Source organism: Psychrobacter sp. JCM 18903, assembly GCF_000586475.1.
Classification (GTDB): domain Bacteria; phylum Pseudomonadota; class Gammaproteobacteria; order Pseudomonadales; family Moraxellaceae; genus Psychrobacter.
In genome coordinates this window covers 63161-79630 of sequence record NZ_BAWJ01000014.1, presented here as the reverse complement: position 1 = coordinate 79630, position 16470 = coordinate 63161, and the positions used below count along the sequence as shown (strand labels likewise).

11 protein-coding genes and 4 pseudogenes are annotated in these 16470 nt (G+C 43.6%); 13 read left to right on the top strand and 2 right to left on the bottom strand.

Annotation, left to right across the window (positions count from 1 at the left end):
- Nucleotides 1–50: 50 nt before the first annotated feature.
- The 11 genes and pseudogenes from TT12_RS10710 to TT12_RS18550 all read left to right on the top strand — a co-directional run bounded on the left by TT12_RS10710 (nucleotide 51) and on the right by TT12_RS18550 (nucleotide 12217).
- Complete coding sequence (locus TT12_RS10710; protein WP_045454696.1) at nucleotides 51–704, top strand: DUF2059 domain-containing protein; 654 nt, start codon at nucleotides 51–53, stop codon at nucleotides 702–704.
- A gap of 104 nt (nucleotides 705–808) precedes the next feature.
- A pseudogene (gene prpC, locus TT12_RS10705) lies at nucleotides 809–1884 on the top strand (bifunctional 2-methylcitrate synthase/citrate synthase); the annotation flags it as partial.
- A 304-nt stretch (nucleotides 1885–2188) separates the two neighbouring features.
- Nucleotides 2189–4821, top strand: a pseudogene (gene acnD, locus TT12_RS10700) (Fe/S-dependent 2-methylisocitrate dehydratase AcnD).
- A gap of 450 nt (nucleotides 4822–5271) precedes the next feature.
- The gene (locus TT12_RS10695; RefSeq protein WP_201606084.1) at nucleotides 5272–5736 is read left to right on the top strand and encodes a tetratricopeptide repeat protein; all 465 of its coding nucleotides are present in this window, start codon (nucleotides 5272–5274) and stop codon (nucleotides 5734–5736) included.
- Between the two features lie 13 nt (nucleotides 5737–5749).
- Nucleotides 5750–7002: pseudogene (gene prpF / locus TT12_RS10690) on the top strand (2-methylaconitate cis-trans isomerase PrpF).
- Between the two features lie 14 nt (nucleotides 7003–7016).
- Nucleotides 7017–7955 (top strand): 5'-nucleotidase, encoded by a 939-nt coding sequence (locus TT12_RS10685; RefSeq protein ID WP_045454693.1) that lies wholly within the window; start codon nucleotides 7017–7019, stop codon nucleotides 7953–7955.
- A gap of 50 nt (nucleotides 7956–8005) precedes the next feature.
- A complete protein-coding gene (locus TT12_RS10680) occupies nucleotides 8006–9832 on the top strand; it encodes an ABC transporter ATP-binding protein (protein ID WP_201606103.1) in 1827 nt (608 codons plus the stop codon).
- 71 nt (nucleotides 9833–9903) lie between these two features.
- The gene (locus tag TT12_RS10675) at nucleotides 9904–10530 is read left to right on the top strand and encodes a GNAT family N-acetyltransferase (protein WP_045454686.1); all 627 of its coding nucleotides are present in this window, start codon (nucleotides 9904–9906) and stop codon (nucleotides 10528–10530) included.
- A 144-nt stretch (nucleotides 10531–10674) separates the two neighbouring features.
- Nucleotides 10675–11148 (top strand): MmgE/PrpD family protein, encoded by a 474-nt coding sequence (locus TT12_RS18560; RefSeq protein WP_279378882.1) that lies wholly within the window; start codon nucleotides 10675–10677, stop codon nucleotides 11146–11148.
- 2 nt (nucleotides 11149–11150) lie between these two features.
- Nucleotides 11151–11597 carry an MmgE/PrpD family protein gene (locus TT12_RS18555; RefSeq protein ID WP_279378881.1) on the top strand — a complete coding sequence of 149 codons (447 nt, stop codon included), beginning with the start codon at nucleotides 11151–11153 and terminating at the stop codon, nucleotides 11595–11597.
- Nucleotides 11597–12217 (top strand): MmgE/PrpD family protein, encoded by a 621-nt coding sequence (locus TT12_RS18550; RefSeq protein ID WP_279378880.1) that lies wholly within the window; start codon nucleotides 11597–11599, stop codon nucleotides 12215–12217. The genes TT12_RS18555 and TT12_RS18550 overlap by 1 nt, the downstream gene beginning before the upstream one ends.
- Before the next feature lie 121 nt (nucleotides 12218–12338).
- Here TT12_RS18550 and TT12_RS17480 read toward each other — a convergent pair whose 3' ends face one another.
- Both TT12_RS17480 and TT12_RS10665 read right to left on the bottom strand, forming a co-directional pair.
- The gene (locus tag TT12_RS17480; RefSeq protein ID WP_243443602.1) at nucleotides 12339–12551 is read right to left on the bottom strand and encodes a hypothetical protein; all 213 of its coding nucleotides are present in this window, start codon (nucleotides 12549–12551) and stop codon (nucleotides 12339–12341) included.
- 43 nt (nucleotides 12552–12594) lie between these two features.
- Nucleotides 12595–13128, bottom strand: coding sequence for an SDR family NAD(P)-dependent oxidoreductase (locus TT12_RS10665; RefSeq protein ID WP_243443601.1), 534 nt, complete (start codon nucleotides 13126–13128; stop codon nucleotides 12595–12597).
- Between the two features lie 223 nt (nucleotides 13129–13351).
- Between TT12_RS10665 and TT12_RS10660 the strand changes: the two are divergent.
- Nucleotides 13352–14718, top strand: a pseudogene (locus TT12_RS10660) (DUF2868 domain-containing protein).
- A 313-nt stretch (nucleotides 14719–15031) separates the two neighbouring features.
- Nucleotides 15032–16468 (top strand): GTPase/DUF3482 domain-containing protein, encoded by a 1437-nt coding sequence (locus TT12_RS10655; protein ID WP_413786974.1) that lies wholly within the window; start codon nucleotides 15032–15034, stop codon nucleotides 16466–16468.
- Nucleotides 16469–16470 lie beyond the last annotated feature (2 nt).

The window sequence follows — 16470 nt, the reverse complement described above, 5'->3', positions numbered from 1 at the left end:
TGAGTGTGTTATCTTTTCGAAATCCGTCTTCATTTACTTTTAGGTCATTTATGCCATTTTTTACTGCTAATACTGCTCTTAAAACGTCACTACTGAGCAGCACGCTTGCGGCGCTATTATTCATGACGGGCTGTGATAAAACACCAGAAACCGCTGATGATACGACCAATGGTGCAAGCACTGCTGAAGTTGATACTACCAAAGAGGCTACCGCACCTGCCACTCAAGATGATTTGGTCATGACGACGATTACGCTAGATACCGTCGACAGTCTATTGTTCGCACCAGTTATCAATAGTGGTGCGCTCAGTGCAGAGCAAGTCAGCTGTCTCGAATCACGCGACAAAGACTTGGGTAAAGCCGAAGTCGATAGCTTCTATAAGAGTCAGTTTACCGATGCAGAGTTACAAGAGTTGGATGACTTTTATACGTCAGAAGTAGGGAAAAAGCTGATTACGTTTGGTAATGAGCAACTGCGCGTCATGAATGGTGAAGAGATTGCAACGCCAATGGCTGACCCTACTCCAGAAGAGATGACTGAGATTCAGACATTCATGGAATCACCACTGGGTGTCAAGTACATGAAGATCAACAATGCAGAAGGCGAAGGCAGCGCAATGGAAGTCTTAAACGGCCCTATCGAAGCGGAGTTTGAGCGTTGTAATGTCGATTTAGATGGTCCACAGCTTGAACAGCCTGCGTAACGCTCAACTGGCGCTATCATCAGTCATTAACTGACAAATTTATTATTAGAAACTTAGAAACACCGTTTTTCACCCAAAAAGCTACCCACAAAAGGAATTTCATCATGGCAGCACAAAGCCCATCAACAAAAGTATTGTCAGGCGCAGGTCTACGTGGACAAGTCGCTGGCAAGACCGCTCTATCTACCGTCGGAAAATCAGGCTCTGGTCTGACGTATCGCGGTTATGACGTGTCAGAGCTGGCAGACAAATGCATCTTTGAAGAAGTGGCCTACTTGCTGCTTTATGCAACTTGCCAAACCAAACTGAGCTTGACGCTTACCAAGCCAAGCTCAAAAGCTTACGTGGTCTACCGCAGTCATTAAAAGACGTGCTTGAACGTATCCCTGCCGAGTCGCATCCAATGGATGTATTACGTACCGGTTGCTCTATGCTGGGTAACTTAGAAACCGAAATGAGTTTTGAGGAAGAAAACGACCAAGCAGATCGTATGCTTGCTGTATTTCCTTCTATTATCAACTACTGGTATCGCTTCACGCATGACAACGTGCGTATCGAAACTGAAACCGATGATGCGACCATTGGTGGTCACTTCTTGAATCTATTAAAGGGTGAGAAACCAAACGAGCTACACACAAAAGTGATGAACGTGTCTCTTATCTTGTACGCAGAGCATGAGTTCAACGCCTCGACCTTTACCGCACGTGTATGTGCTTCTACGCTATCTGATATCCATTCTTGTATCACTGGCGCAATCGGTTCACTACGCGGTCCTCTGCATGGTGGCGCTAATGAGGCGGCGATGGATATGATTGAAGGCTTTAGTTCACCTGATGAAGCCGAAGAAGAAATGATGGGTATGCTGGCGCGTAAAGATAAAATCATGGGCTTTGGTCATGCTATCTATAGCGAATCAGATCCACGTAATGTTGTGATTAAAGGCTGGGCTGAAAAACTGGCAGCAGATGTTGGTGATGAAGTGCTATACCCAGTATCAGTACGCTGTGAAGAAGTGATGTGGCGTGAGAAAAAACTGTTCTGTAATGCTGACTTTTTCCATGCCTCTGCTTATCACTTCATGGGTATCCCAACCAAGCTGTTCACACCAATCTTTGTTTGCTCACGTCTAACAGGTTGGGCAGCACACGTATTTGAGCAACGTGCTAATAACCGTATCATTCGCCCAAGTGCGGAATATACCGGTGAAGAGCTACGCCCAGTACCAGAGATGAGCGCGCGTTAATCCATATATATTTACTATCTCGGATAAGTGCTTATGCGAGATAACCAGTTTAACTGCTAGATATATTCACCATTTAGCAGTTAAACTTTTTCTTAATAATCTCACTTTCTGTTTAAGCATATTTTTTTAGCAAAGCCGATTTCTAATACCACTGACGATTTTGCTAAAAGAATGACTCTTTTTTAAATTTAAACCAGCCAACCGCCAAAGGTGACTTATGGACAACGCCCTCGTACAACCGATGAATGAACAATTCAAAAAGCCATTACCTGATACAGATTTGTATTACTTTGATACCCGCGAAGCGATTGAAAGCATTGAAGCGGGTGCCTATGACAAACTGCCGTTCTGCTCAAAAGTATTGTGTGAAAACTTGGTACGCCGTTGCCCGCCAGAAGACTTAACCGCGGCGCTTAAACAGCATATAGAAGGCAAACAAGATTTAGATTTTCCTTGGTACCCTGCCCGCGTGGTTTGTCATGATATTTTGGGTCAGACGGCGTTTGTTGATTTGGCAGGTCTACGTGATGCCATCGCTGAGCAAGGCGGTGACCCATCAAAAGTAAATCCAATTGTACCAACGCAATTAATTGTCGACCATTCACTAGCCGTTGAGCATGCAGGCTTTGAAGAAAATGCATTTGAGAAAAACCGTGCTATCGAAGAACGCCGTAATGATGACCGTTTTCACTTTATCAACTGGTGTCAGTATGCCTTTGATAACGTCAACGTTGTACCACCTGGTAACGGCATCATGCACCAAATTAACCTAGAAAAAATGTCACCTGTGGTACAAGTGGTACAAAACAAAGCCGGGGAACAAGTCGCTTTTGCTGATACCTTAGTCGGTACTGACAGTCATACACCAATGGTTGATGCTTTAGGTGTCATCTCAATCGGTGTTGGCGGGCTTGAAGCTGAAAGCGTGATGTTGGGCAATCCATCATATATGCGCCTGCCTGATTACGTCGGCGTTAAGCTAACGGGCAAACTGCAAAAAGGCATTACTGGCACCGATTTAGTACTCGCTATGACCGAGTTCTTACGTGATGCTGGCGTAGTCTCTACCTATATCGAGTTCTTTGGTGAAGGTGCACGTCAGCTGAGTGTCGGTGACCGTGCTTCTATCTCAAACATGACGCCAGAATATGGCGCAACCGCGGCGATGTTCTATATCGATGAACAAACCATCGACTATTTACGCCTAACTGGTCGTAGTGAAGCTCAAATAAAATTGGTTGAGCAGTATGCTAAGCAGACCGGTCTATGGGCTGATGGTATGGAAAATGCGGTTTATGACCGTGTACTTGAGTTTGACTTGTCCGCTGTTGTCCGTAACATGGCGGGCCCTTCACGCCCGCATGCACGTGTATCGACCACTGATTTGGTCGCCAAAGGTATCGCCCACGGTGCTGATGAAAAACTACCAGAACCCAAAGATGGTCTAATGCCAGATGGTGCGGTGATTATCGCGGCTATTACCAGCTGTACCAACACCTCAAACCCACGCAACATGGTGGCAGCAGGCCTTGTCGCCCGTAACGCCAATGCTAAAGGCTTGTTACGGAAACCTTGGGTGAAATCATCATTAGCACCAGGCTCAAAAACGGTAAAAATGTACTTAGAAGAAGCAGGACTGATGCCTGAGCTACAAGAAATTGGCTTTGACGTGGTTGGCTTTGCTTGTACCACTTGTAATGGTATGAGCGGCGCACTTGACCCAGATATCGAAAAAGAAATTATCGATAATGATCTGTTCACCACAGCTGTACTGTCTGGTAACCGTAACTTTGATGGTCGTATCCATCCGTATGCCAAGCAAGCATTTTTAGCATCACCACCATTGGTGATTGCCTATGCTATTGCCGGTAATATCCGTTTTGATATCGAAAAAGACTCATTGGGCAAAGACCAAGACGGCAATGACGTTTATCTAAAAGACATCTGGTTCGATGATGATGAAGTTGATGCCGTCGTGGCTAAAGCGGTAAAACCTGAGCAATTTAACGCTGTTTATATTCCGATGTTTGACGAAGCCAAAAAAGACACCGGCAAAGCATTAAGTCCGCTCTATAACTGGCGTGAACAGACGACTTATATCCGCCGTCCGCCGTATTGGGAAGGCAAAATGGCAGCGATGAATAAGCTAAAAGGCATGCGTCCGTTAGCGGTGCTTGGTGATAATATCACTACTGACCATTTATCACCGTCTAATGCGATTTTGGGCGATTCGGCGGCTGGCGAGTATCTTGATACTATGGCTTACCTGCCGAGGACTACAACTCGTATGCAACCCATCGCGGCGATCACTTAACCGCGCAGCGTGCGACCTTTGCCAATCCTAAGCTATTGAATGAGATGGTACGTGACGAGAAAGGTGAGGTGATCCAAGGTTCACTGGCTAGAGTAGAGCCTGAAGGTAAAGTCATGCGTATGTGGGAAGCCATTGAAACCTATATGAACCGCGAGCAACCGCTTATCATCATCGCAGGTGATGGCTATGGTCAAGGATCAAGCCGTGACTGGGCTGCTAAAGGCGTCCGTTTAGCTGGTGTAGAAGTCGTCGTCGCAGAAGATTTTGAGCGTATCCACCGTCAAAACTTGGTCGGTATGGGCGCACTACCTTTGCAATTTAAAGAAGGTGTCACGCGCAATACGCTTAATATCGATGGCAGCGAAGTATTTGATATCGAAGGCGAAGTGTCGGCTGGTGGTGAGATGACATTGGTCATTAACCGCACAGATGGTACTGTCGATAAAGCCTCAGTGAAATGCCGCTTAGATACCGCTGATGAAGTTAAAATGTATAACGCTGGCGGTATGCTACAGCGCTTTGCCAAAGAGTTTATCGATGGCACGCTAGATATCGTTTAATAGAAACGAATAAACAACAACGATAGCTGCCGTACACGTGACAAAAGCCAATGTTATATTTATATGGCATTGGCTTTTTTAGTAGTCTCACAATAGATTCTGATACTCCTTAGTCTTATTAGGCTTCTATCCATTAAATACATTGCTTATAGTACTTTATTTAAATGAATTTTATTAAAAAATAAACATTTGTTTTTCTATTTAGTATAATTGTCATTTTTTATCATAAGAAGTGGCATGAAAAACATCAATAGAATTTTTATTATTTTGATTTCTGTATTGAATCTTAGCGGTTGTAGTAGTCTCACTGATTTATCAATGGTAGACGTCTCTATTTCCATTGTCGTTATTGCTATTATTATTGGTTGTTGGGTTTCTAATGTGCGTACCGGCCGCGATATACAAGAGTCCGTTGATAGTATTATACAAATTCGACGGGAATAACTTGAAATGGCTAAGTCCGATTTGAGACCTGGCATTGATGAAGACGACCCAGTTTCGCAGTATCTCTTGGCGCTTAAATTTCATACTGGTGATGGTGTCGGTCAAGACTTAGTAGCAGCGTGTTACTGGTACAGTTTGTCCGCTGAAAGTGGATTTATTCATGCCGTGACAACTTTAGCCCTTATGTATATAAAAGGATGGGGTACCAAGCAAGATTTGACTAAAGCTGCTAAGCTTTTGTCTATTGCCTCAAAAGAAGGCGATCTGCAGGCACAGAACTTTTTAGCAGCAGCCTATTTAAACGGATGGGGTGTTCAAAAAAATGAAGAAAGAGCACGTTATTGGCTGCAACAAGCAGCTGCACAAAGCTCTGAAGAAACCAGTGAGTCTTTAAATATGTTGTCGCCGCAATCTATTGAATCATTAACAATGGTCATTCAAAACGGTGATGAATATATCGTACTAAAATAATAGGAATAAAAAAATGACCCGACCAAACCCTGCTTTCGCTCCACAACTATCTGTCCCAGCCACCTATATGCGTGGCGGCACCTCAAAAGGCACATTTTTTAAACTGTCTGATTTACCTGAGCGTTGCCAAGTTGCAGGGGCTGCGCGTGATAATTTCCTATTGCGGGTTATCGGTAGCCTGATCCTTATGGTAAGCAAATCGATGGCTTAGGCAATGGTAGCTCTAGCACCTCAAAAACAGTCATCTTATCTGAGTCTTCTAGATCAGACCACGATGTGAACTACTTGTTTGGACAGGTCAATATCGCCAAACCAATGATTGATTGGGCGGGTAACTGTGGCAATTTGACCGCAGCAGTCGGTGCCTGTGCCATTAATATGGGTCTGGTCGCAGCGCAGAAGATTGCTAACAGCATCGATAAAAACGCGGACAGCGGTATTTGCGAAGTACGTATTTGGCAAGAGAATATCAGCAAAACCATTATTGCTCATGTGCCTGTTTACATGGACGCACAAGGCAAAGTACAAGTGCAAGAAACCGGCGATTTTGAGTTAGATGGTGTCACCTTCCCTGCTGCTGAAGTTAAAATTGAATTTATTGATCCCGTTGATTCATCAAGCGACATGTTCCCGACAAATAATCTAATCGATGACTTTGATGTATCTGGCTGTGGCTTGGCTAGCGATAGTGTTAAAGCAACTTTTATTAGTGCTGGTATCCCAACCATCTTTATGAGAGCAGAAGATTTAGGCTTTACGGGTACTGAGTTGCAAGGCGATATCAATAGCGATAGCGAAACCTTGGCTAAGCTTGAAAAAATCCGTGCCAAAGGCGGCGTTGCGATGGGGCTGTTTAAAGACGTCAGTGAAGCGCAAAGCAGTCAGCATATACCCAAGATTGCATGGGTTGGCGCTGCACAAAGTTACAGCGCATCAAGTGGCAAAGCCGTTGAGGCGAATGAGATTGATCTTGTCGTACGGGCGATGAGCATGGGGCAACTACATCATGCCATGATGGGCACGGCAGCGGTTGCGATTGCCGCAGCGGCAACTACACAAGGTACATTGGTCAATGAAGCGGCAGGTGGCGGTCAATCGAAAAAGCAACTTAGTGAAGTACGTTTTGGTCATCCCTCTGGCACGTTATTAGTAGGCGGAAAAACCGAGCAAGTCGATGGTCGCTGGCAAGCCAAAAAAGTCTCGATGAGCCGCTCAGCAAGGCGTATTATGGTGGGTGAAGTTTTTGTGCCAAATGACAGTTTTTAATTAAGGATGTTTTAATGGCTTACGACTTAACGAATAGATTAGTAATCGGATTATCATCTAGCGCTTTATTTGATTTACATGAGTCAGATGAGATATTTAGAGAACAAGGTGAGCAAGAATACAGAAAATATCAACGTGAAAAACAAGATATCCCTCTTACCACGGGTGTTGCATATCCATTTATTAGAAGGTTATTAAAACTTAATCAAATATCCGATGAGCCTATAGTGGAAGTCATACTATTATCTCGCAATGATCCAGATACTGGTTTGCGAGTTATGAACTCTATTGAATATCATAAGTTATCTATTACTCGAGCTGTTTTTTTACAAGGTCAATCAGCTTATAAATATATTCCAGCTTTTGATATAGAACTGTTCTTGTCTGCCAATGAAAGTGATGTTAAACAAGCGATAGATGCTGGTTATTCAGCAGGACAAATTTTACACGGTGACATATCTGATGATCTTGATGATAGACAATTAAGAATAGCGTTCGATTTTGATGGTGTGATTATTGATGATGAGTCTGAAAGTATTTATAAAGAAAATAAAAACCTTGATGAATTTCACACCCATGAGTCTACTAAGGTAGATGTCGCTCATAATCCAGGACCTTTAAAGAATTTTATTGATCGTATTTCTCATATTCAAAAACTTGAAAATGCTTATAAGCTCAAAAACCCTAATTATGAACCAGTTTTGAGGGTTTCTATTGTCACAGCAAGAAACGCACCTTCACATAAGCGTGCAATTAATACCATGCGTGCGTGGGATATTCTCGCCAATGAAGCTTTTTTTATGGGAGGAGTTGATAAATCTAAGGTACTTGAGGTACTAAAGCCACATATATTCTTTGATGATCAAAAGCTACATTTAAAATCTGCTAGTATTTTACCTTCAGTTCATATCCCTTTTGGAATCGCTAATAAAGTAGTACATAATGAAGGCTAATTACTAATATTCATAAAAAATATATGCCAATATCTCCCCAGCCACGCCGTATGCAATTAGACAAAAAAACACCGCTCAAAAAAACTGAGCGGCGAGCGTTGTTGTGGGATATCCTCAAAAAGCTTGCCGTTTTTGCCGCGCCATATAAAGTTTTAATTATTGCCACATTGATATTAACCGTGCTGGGCTCTTTTACCGCGCAGGTTAACGCCTTTGTGCTGCGCTATGCCGTTGATACCTTGACCGAAATCGCTATCCTCGCTGAACCTTGGGAAGCTGGCGTGCGCATGCTGACCATTATCAGTGCGGTACTCTTAACCAAAGAGATACTGTCGATATTTATCTCGTTTGGGCAACGCTTCTTTGGCGAAAAGATTCGTATCAATCTATCACGTGATTTATCGCAAAAAATCATTGAGCGCATCCTCACCTATCGGATGGCATTTTATACCAGTAGCGAAAACGACAGCGGCAAGTTGCAAACCCGTATCGACTATGGCGTCAGCAGCTTAACCAGTTTGGTGCAAAACTTCTTTATTGATATGCTGCCACTGTTTGCCAGTGCGATCGTCTCACTCATCATTATGTTTTCGACCAATTTTTGGATAGGCTTGGTCGGTCTTATTATCATTCCTATTTACTTTTTCATCAGCCAAAAACAAGCACGGCGTCTACAAGGATTCCGTCGGCAGATGCGCGGCTATCGAGAAGCCAAAAGTGGCTTGGTTATCTCCTTGATCAACTCCATCAGCGTGGTGAAATCCTTTGTTCGTGAGTCGATAGAAGCGGAAAAGCACTTAACCATTCAAAAAGACATGACTGACAATCAGTTGCGTATTCGCAGTATTGGTTTTATTTATGATGCGATAAAGACCTTTATTGAGCAGATTGGCGTGGTGGTAATCATTCTGCTGACATCCTACTTTGTATTAAAAGGCCAGATGACCATCGGTATGATTTTATTCCATGTCATGCTATTCCAAAACGTCGCCGCCCCTATCCGCCAATTGCATCGTATCTATGATCAGATTAATAACGCCCTGACTTATGCCGAAGGTTTCTTTGATATATTAGAAGATGAAAGCCAAGTTGAAGATATCACGGGCAGAAGTAGTAAAAATTTAAAAGGTCATATTGAGCTGAAAAACGTCGATTTCACATATCCGAATGGCACGCAAGCGCTAAAAGATGTCAGCTTTACTATTAAACCCAATCGCATTACTGCGCTGGTGGGCTTAAGCGGCGCTGGCAAGAGCACCGTTATTAATCTATTGGTCAAGTTTTACGCGCCAGATGCTGGCAAAATATGTTTAGATGGGTATGATTTGGCCGACTGCGATACCCATGAATTGCGTCAAAATATTGGCTTGGTACTACAAAGTAATCATATTTTTTCAGGTACGATTAGCGAAAATATTCGTTATGGCGATATGAATGCCACTGATGAAGATATTATCGTCGCTGCTAAAAAAGCCTCGATTCATGAGCAAATTATTAATTTAGCAGAAGGCTATGAGAGTACAGCAAAGTCATTGTCTGGTGGTCAACAGCAACGTATCGCGCTGGCACGGATGTTTTTAAAAGATCCGCCTATTGTGTTTTTGGATGAGCCAACCGCTAGCCTCGATGCCATCGCCAGCCAACAAGTGAAGAAGAGCCTAGATCTCATCAAAAAAGATCGTACCGTGATCATGGTCTCGCATAATATTGCCCAAATTATCGATGCGGATGACTTGGTCGTGATAGAAGATGGTCGCGTGGTTGAAACCGGTACGCATGAAGCGCTATATGAGAAACACGGCAAATATTTTGAGATATTCAATGCCATGTCGGATAGCTTAAATTTGGATAAAATCAGCCAGACTCTAAATGGTTAGGAATGGTCAATGTGTGCCTAAATCGTTATAATGCCAATCTTTTACTGCCTATTTCCAGAAGCTAGCCCACTATGACTTGTGAATTTTCTATCAAAACCTTTGATGAGCTGACCTCAGTTGATCTCTATCATATTTTAAAAGCCCGATCACAAGTGTTTGTGGTTGAGCAAAACTGCGCCTATCAAGATATGGATGAGGTGGACTTTGATTGCCTCCATCTTATCGCGCATCAAAACGAGGCGTTGGTAGGCTACTGCCGTATCATTCCGCCTGAATTTAATAAATTAAAATCCAATCTATCGGTCGCTGACCCTACGATTAAGACCAATCATACTGCTATGCCTGCCATCGGTAGAGTGCTGGTCTTATCAGAGCACAGAGGTGACGGTATAGCACGGCAGATGATGATTCATGCCATTGCGCACTGCCGTAAAAAATACGGTAAAAAGCGCCCGATTATACTCTCTGCACAAGCCTACTTACTCAGCTTCTATGAGTCCTTGGGGTTTGTCCCTGAAGGCGATCATTATCTCGAAGACAACATAGAGCATGTAAAAATGGTTCTATACGTTGCCAAGAAAAACAAAGTACAAAAAGATCGTACTGAGTCTGCCTCCACAACGAACAAAGTATTAAGTTTTCTGCTGTTTATCATGGCGGCTTTATTTGTGTTAGGTCTGCTATATTTGATGATTTAAGCGTGCCGCAAGGTTTTAATTTTTAACATAATTCAGTTTGGTTGTTTCATATTGAGTATGCTACTTTTAAATGATGGCTAATTTAAAAAGATGACCGAGATAATGGGTCAAGGAAGTAGCACACTCAAGGAAGAGGAGACAACCATGTCAAATGATAATTCAGATACAACACATTCAAATAAAAATGATGCAACGGTAGAAAGCAATGTCCGTCCAGAATATGACATTGAGATTCAAAAGATTGCTGATTATGTGCTTAATTATTCGATAGATAACGACTCCCCCAATAGCGCAGATGCTTGGAATACTGCGCGTCATTGCTTGATGGATACGCTTGGCTGTGGTCTGCTTGCGCTACGTTTCCCTGAATGCACCAAGCATTTGGGACCAGATTGTGCCGATCAGCTCACACCTAATGGCGCGCGCGTTCCGGGTACAGCCCACAGACTAGATCCTATCAAGGCCGCCTTTGATATCGGCTGTATGGTGCGCTGGCTCGATTATAATGACACGTGGCTGGCTGCTGAATGGGGGCACCCTTCGGACAATTTAGGCGGTATCCTAGCAGTCGCCGATTATATCAGCCAACAAAATGTCAGTCGCAATCATCAGCATTAACCATGCGTGAGGTGCTTGAGGCTATGATTATGGCGCATGAGATTCAGGGGGTAATTGCACTCGAAAACTCATTCAACCGTGTGGGTCTTGACCATGTGTTTTTAGTTAAATTGGCCTCTACCGCTGTGGTCGCCAAGCTCTATAAATTGCCGCGTGAGCGTATTATGGCGGCAATATCCCAAGCAATCGTCGATGGTCAAGCGCTACGTACTTATCGTCATGCACCCAATGCCGGTAGCCGTAAATCTTGGGCGGCAGGCGACGCTACCAGTCGTGCGGTACGCTTGGTTGATATTACCCGTCGCGGTGAAATGGGTATCCCTGGGGCACTCTCTGCACCGCAGTGGGGGTTTTATGATGTATTGTTTAGCCATACCAATAAAGACTTAGCCTTAAACCTGCAAACGAGCGCCGTTTTACTTTCCAGCGTGAGTTTGGCAGTTACGTGATGGAAAATATTTTATTTAAGTTAAGCTTTCCTGCCGAGTTTCATGCGCAGACTGCTTGTGAGGCTGCTGTTATCTTACATCCACGCATTGATGACAGAATCGACGATATTGAAAAAATTGTCCTGACCACTCATGAATCTGCGATTAGAATTATCTCTAAAGAAGGCACATTGGCCAACCCTGCTGATCGCGATCATTGTTTGCAATATATGGTAGCGGTGCCTCTGCTCACTGGCGATTTAATGGCAGAAAATTATGAAGACGATTATCATGCACAGCACCATGTGTTAATTGATGGTCTACGCCGCAAAATGATCGTAGAAGAAGATGCGGGTTATTCAAAAGATTACCATGACCCAAGCAAGCGCTCGATTGCCAATGCTATTCAGATATTTTTTAAAGACGGTAGCAGTACCGACAAGGTTGTTGTCGAATACCCTATCGGACATAAGCGCCGCCGCAAAGAAGGTATTCCTGTATTAGAAGCCAAGTTTCGTGCCAGTTTGGCGACGCGATTTATCGACAGTCGCTGTCAGGATATTTTTGCGCTTTGTAGCGATCAAACCCGCTTAGAGCACACACCTGTACATGAGTTTATGGACTTGTTTATGGCGAATTAAGCATTTGCCTATCTAAAAACAACCCTTATCTTATAAATAAAATAGAGCGTGTCCTCATATTGACGACACGCCCTATTTTCATCTCTTGAATTGGCTTTGTGAACGTTTCAATCATTTAGAGCTACCAAGGTATGGATTCCCCTGCCCAGTCAACAAAGCTTCCTGATTGCATCGCCTTCATACGGTTAAGCACTTCTAATAAGCATTCCACACTATAGGCTGGCGAGAACAACTGACCTTCGGCCACATTACCTTGAAAAGGGCTGATAGTTGCGTATTTACCGTTCCTGGCTGCAGGACAACCACGCACACGTCTTTGAGCGAGCGACTCCATTCAATACTCAGGTTTTTCATGCCCATATTGAGTGCCGCTTTACTCATACGATAGCTATACCATCCGCCCAGTTGGTTGTCACTGATACTGCAACGCGCGCGGATATCGTTGCAAAGATTGCGGGCTTGTCATTACTACGCGCAGCTTTGGCTAATAGTGGTCTAAAATGCTTGGCAATGAGTAAGCTGGCTAAGGCATTCACTTGCATGTTTTGTAAAAAGAAATCAGTCTCAACCTGACGCAGCGCTTTTTCTGGCTGCTGCGTCGCCGTATGTAATAACCCTGCACAATTGATAATCCAATCAATATGAGTGGTTTGCTGCTGAATAACCTCGGCTGCTTGCTCGATACTTTGTTCTTCGCAGATATTCATGGATATCCAATGCAGATTGTCAGCCTCAAAATCAGGTACATTGCGATGATAAGTCGCAAAGACATGGATACCTTGTTTTCCACCATTATCAGTATTCGCATTCTCATCCTTATTGTCACTGGCAGTGCCATTTACTAATTGCTCAATCATCGCTCTACCAATGCCGCCTGTACCACCAACGATTAGATATGTTCTGTTATTCATGATGATTCCTTTTTTGGATTCCCTTTAACAGCGTTTTTTCACCCTTGTCACTATCATTTCGTTCATTATTCATTTTGGCTGATTTTTATTGTCTTTACCATGATAAAAATGCTTAATAAATGTTCATTTTTTAACATTTGGCGAAGGCGTGTCCTCATATATACGCTACAATAATCAAGAATTATCTCCTACATAAACGCCTTTATATGGATGTTATCGCATTATGCTATCACCCCAAGATCAATTGACTGAGTTGGTACGCACGCTTGAGACGCAGCAACATGTCTTTGCCACTGACCCGCTACTTATCACGGAAAAACTACAAGGTGAGGATGGCAAACCCATTCAAAAATTGCACCGCCGAGCCTCACGTATCGATAGTAACGGTGCGCTGGCACGAATATTGGGCAAAATTGATGGCCGTATTAAAGGCATCATGGTGGTCATGAGCGTGGTGTGGTGTCTCTCAGGATTTTTGGGATTATTCACCTTACTACAGACAAATGTGGTGAATTTCTTTTATGTCTTGGTTTGCTTGCTGGGTTTTCATACCATTATGCTGTTAGGTTGGCTGGTGATGAGCCTGATTAATCAAGCAAGCCGTCTTCGAATTGGTTTGCCAATTTTGTCAGTCCCAGTTATCTGATACGTGGTAAAGACGATGTTACCAAGGCGGCAGTCGATTTGTACGAGCGCCAATTACAGCATAGCGGGATGCGCTGGTATTTGGGGAGATTTAGTCATCAGTTATGGCTGGCAACGTTGACAGGCATGCTGCTGGCGATTATTTTCCTATTGATTGTGCGTCAGTATAGCTTTAGCTGGGAGTCGACTTTACTATCCGATCAAGCGCTAATTACTTTGACACAGGTACTTGGCTGGTTACCAAGTATGGTGGGATTCGATGTGCCAAATAGCAACGCTATTGTACAGAGTCGCTTGGTGACTGATGCGATGCCATTGACTGTTGCGCGGCAATGGGCAGGCTTATTGGTTGGTAGTTTGCTGATGTACGGTATTGTACCAAGAGCGATTGCTTGGGCGTTTTGTGCATTGATGTTCCGTCGTAAAAAGATGCGGTTGGACATCAAGCAGCCCTATTATCAAAAGATTTTAAACTTTTGGCAACGTCAGGTGGTAGATGTTGATGACTTTAATGAAGTGCCCGTTCCTATTGCGCCAAAAGCAGCTGTTAGCGCTGGCAAGAAGCTGGTTGCTTTGCTTGAGTATCCAGCAGAGCAGGATAACTGGTGGCAGTCGGGGCTTAATTCAGATAGCGATATTAATAGTGAGATAGAGAATTTCGGTATCGTTGATGATCGTGACGATATGGCACGTTTGAAGAGCTATTTAGGCAGTCATCCAGTGCAGGTCTTACTTGGTATTCATCATAAGGCCTTACCTGACCGTGGTACATTGCGTAAACTTGATCAAATCGCTGCTCACGCCAAAGATGGGCTCATTGTGCAGCTGCTGAGTGATTCAAGCGCTTTAGACTTAACCAAGCAGGTTGCAGACCATCAAGATGTTCGTTATCAGCAGTGGCAAACCGCACTCTCTGCCCGCAACATTGGTCTAGTGAATAATTGATTGACTAGCCAAACTGTGATTATCAGTTACTTAAGAAAGATGGTTAGTATTAATACCGAAATAGTACACAATTTGTTCTACAATAAAAGCCACTATATGTTTTGGTCATTAATAAATAGAAGACGATATTATGAATAATAATAACAAAAAAGAGAATTATGAACACAATAAGCCTGCTGGTCTCTTTGCAGATAAGACTTATGAGGCAACTTCTAATACCGCAAACAGCACTTTAAAATCAGCTGTAACTCAGTCAGTGGAAACTCAAGACAATCAACCTTTATCAACTGAACCATTAACAACAACGACAAGTATGACAAGGAAAACCATCGCCAGTGGTGAACCGCTAAAATTGGCCGTCGTTGGTCATACCAATACGGGCAAGACATCCATACTACGTACACTATTGCGTGACGTCTATTTTGGTGAAGTCAAAAACGAAGCCGCAACTACCCGTCATGTAGAGCAAGCCAAATTAACAGACAGCCAAACGGGCGAAGTGTTGGTGGTATTGTATGACACACCGGGTCTAGAAGATGCGTCAGGATTGATGGATTGGTTAGAGGACAATACCGCCAGTCGGCGTGATGGCATTGAGCGTTTGCAACAGTTTTTGGCAGCAGACATTGCCCAAGGTGGTGAGGCACTAAATAGCAATGAGGACTATAGCCAAGAGGCCAAAGTGATTCGGCAGCTGCTGGCAAGTGATATGGCCATTTATGTCGTCGATGCACGTGAGCCGGTACTCGGTAAATATAAAGACGAGTTAGCTATTTTATCTTGGGCAGCGATTCCTGTGATGCCAGTATTTAATTTCACTGACAGTCAGGATGCCAATATCGACGAGTGGCAGACCATGCTGGCGCGTCGTAATTTGCATATTTCTACACGCTTTGACTCCGTGGCTTTTGAGTTTGCAGATGAAATGCGCTTATGGCAGAATTTAGCCACCATGCTTACCCACTCTGAGATGCTTGAGCAGTTGATGCAGCGTAGGATAGAAAATTGGGCGCAGCTAAATGACGAGGCCAACATTATCATTGCTGATTTTTTAATCAATGTTGCTGCTTTTGTTCGTGAAATTAGTGAAGATGACGATCCAATGCCAGTATTACAGCAAATGCAAGAGGCGGTGAGACAGAGCGAACGTGCTATGCAACATAATTTGCTTAACTTATATAAGTTTTATGACAATGACGTAGCAGCAACGCCACTTGAGCTAAAAGCCTATCAACAAGATCCGTTTGACCCTGAACTGCTAAAAAGCTATGGCATACGCACAACATCGGGAGCTGCTGCTGGTGCGCTACTAGGATTGGGGATTGATGCGGCCGCTCTTGGTACAACCTTGGGATTGGGTGCAGCGATTGGTGGTATTGCAGGGGGTTTATTGTCTAACACCAGTAGCATTGCTGATAGGATCACAGGGGTAAAACGCTTGTATATCGATCCTGCTACGTTGACACTACTGGCCACTCGATCCATAGATTTATTGACAGCATTGCGCCATCGTGGTCATGCAGCAACTGATGCCACGCAATTGCTGTATAAAGGTGAGAAATCCAGTATTGAACAGTCGTTAGATGACGAAAGCGCCACTGTCACACCATGGCCAACACATAAATTACCCAGTGAGCTCAAGAAAGCTCGTGGTAAACCGCAATGGTCATCACTCAGTAGTGGTAAATCTGAACAAGCTCAGCTATTACGAGCAGATATGGCATGGTCGCTTTCAGTTAAATTGCAATAGTA

Bases quoted from the DNA above. Each gene is read 5' to 3' on its own strand.
- TT12_RS18560 (WP_279378882.1), top strand. From the start codon at position 10,675: ATGTCAAATGATAATTCAGATACAACACATTCAAATAAAAATGATGCA.
- TT12_RS17480 (WP_243443602.1), bottom strand. From the start codon at position 12,551: ATGGAGTCGCTCGCTCAAAGACGTGTGCGTGGTTGTCCTGCAGCCAGG.
- TT12_RS10675 (WP_045454686.1), top strand. From the start codon at position 9,904: ATGACTTGTGAATTTTCTATCAAAACCTTTGATGAGCTGACCTCAGTT.
- TT12_RS10665 (WP_243443601.1), bottom strand. From the start codon at position 13,128: ATGAATAACAGAACATATCTAATCGTTGGTGGTACAGGCGGCATTGGT.
- TT12_RS10710 (WP_045454696.1), top strand. From the start codon at position 51: ATGCCATTTTTTACTGCTAATACTGCTCTTAAAACGTCACTACTGAGC.
- TT12_RS10655 (WP_413786974.1), top strand. From the start codon at position 15,032: ATGACAAGGAAAACCATCGCCAGTGGTGAACCGCTAAAATTGGCCGTC.
- TT12_RS10685 (WP_045454693.1), top strand. From the start codon at position 7,017: ATGGCTTACGACTTAACGAATAGATTAGTAATCGGATTATCATCTAGC.
- TT12_RS18550 (WP_279378880.1), top strand. From the start codon at position 11,597: ATGGAAAATATTTTATTTAAGTTAAGCTTTCCTGCCGAGTTTCATGCG.
- TT12_RS18555 (WP_279378881.1), top strand. From the start codon at position 11,151: ATGCGTGAGGTGCTTGAGGCTATGATTATGGCGCATGAGATTCAGGGG.
- TT12_RS10695 (WP_201606084.1), top strand. From the start codon at position 5,272: ATGGCTAAGTCCGATTTGAGACCTGGCATTGATGAAGACGACCCAGTT.
- TT12_RS10680 (WP_201606103.1), top strand. From the start codon at position 8,006: ATGCAATTAGACAAAAAAACACCGCTCAAAAAAACTGAGCGGCGAGCG.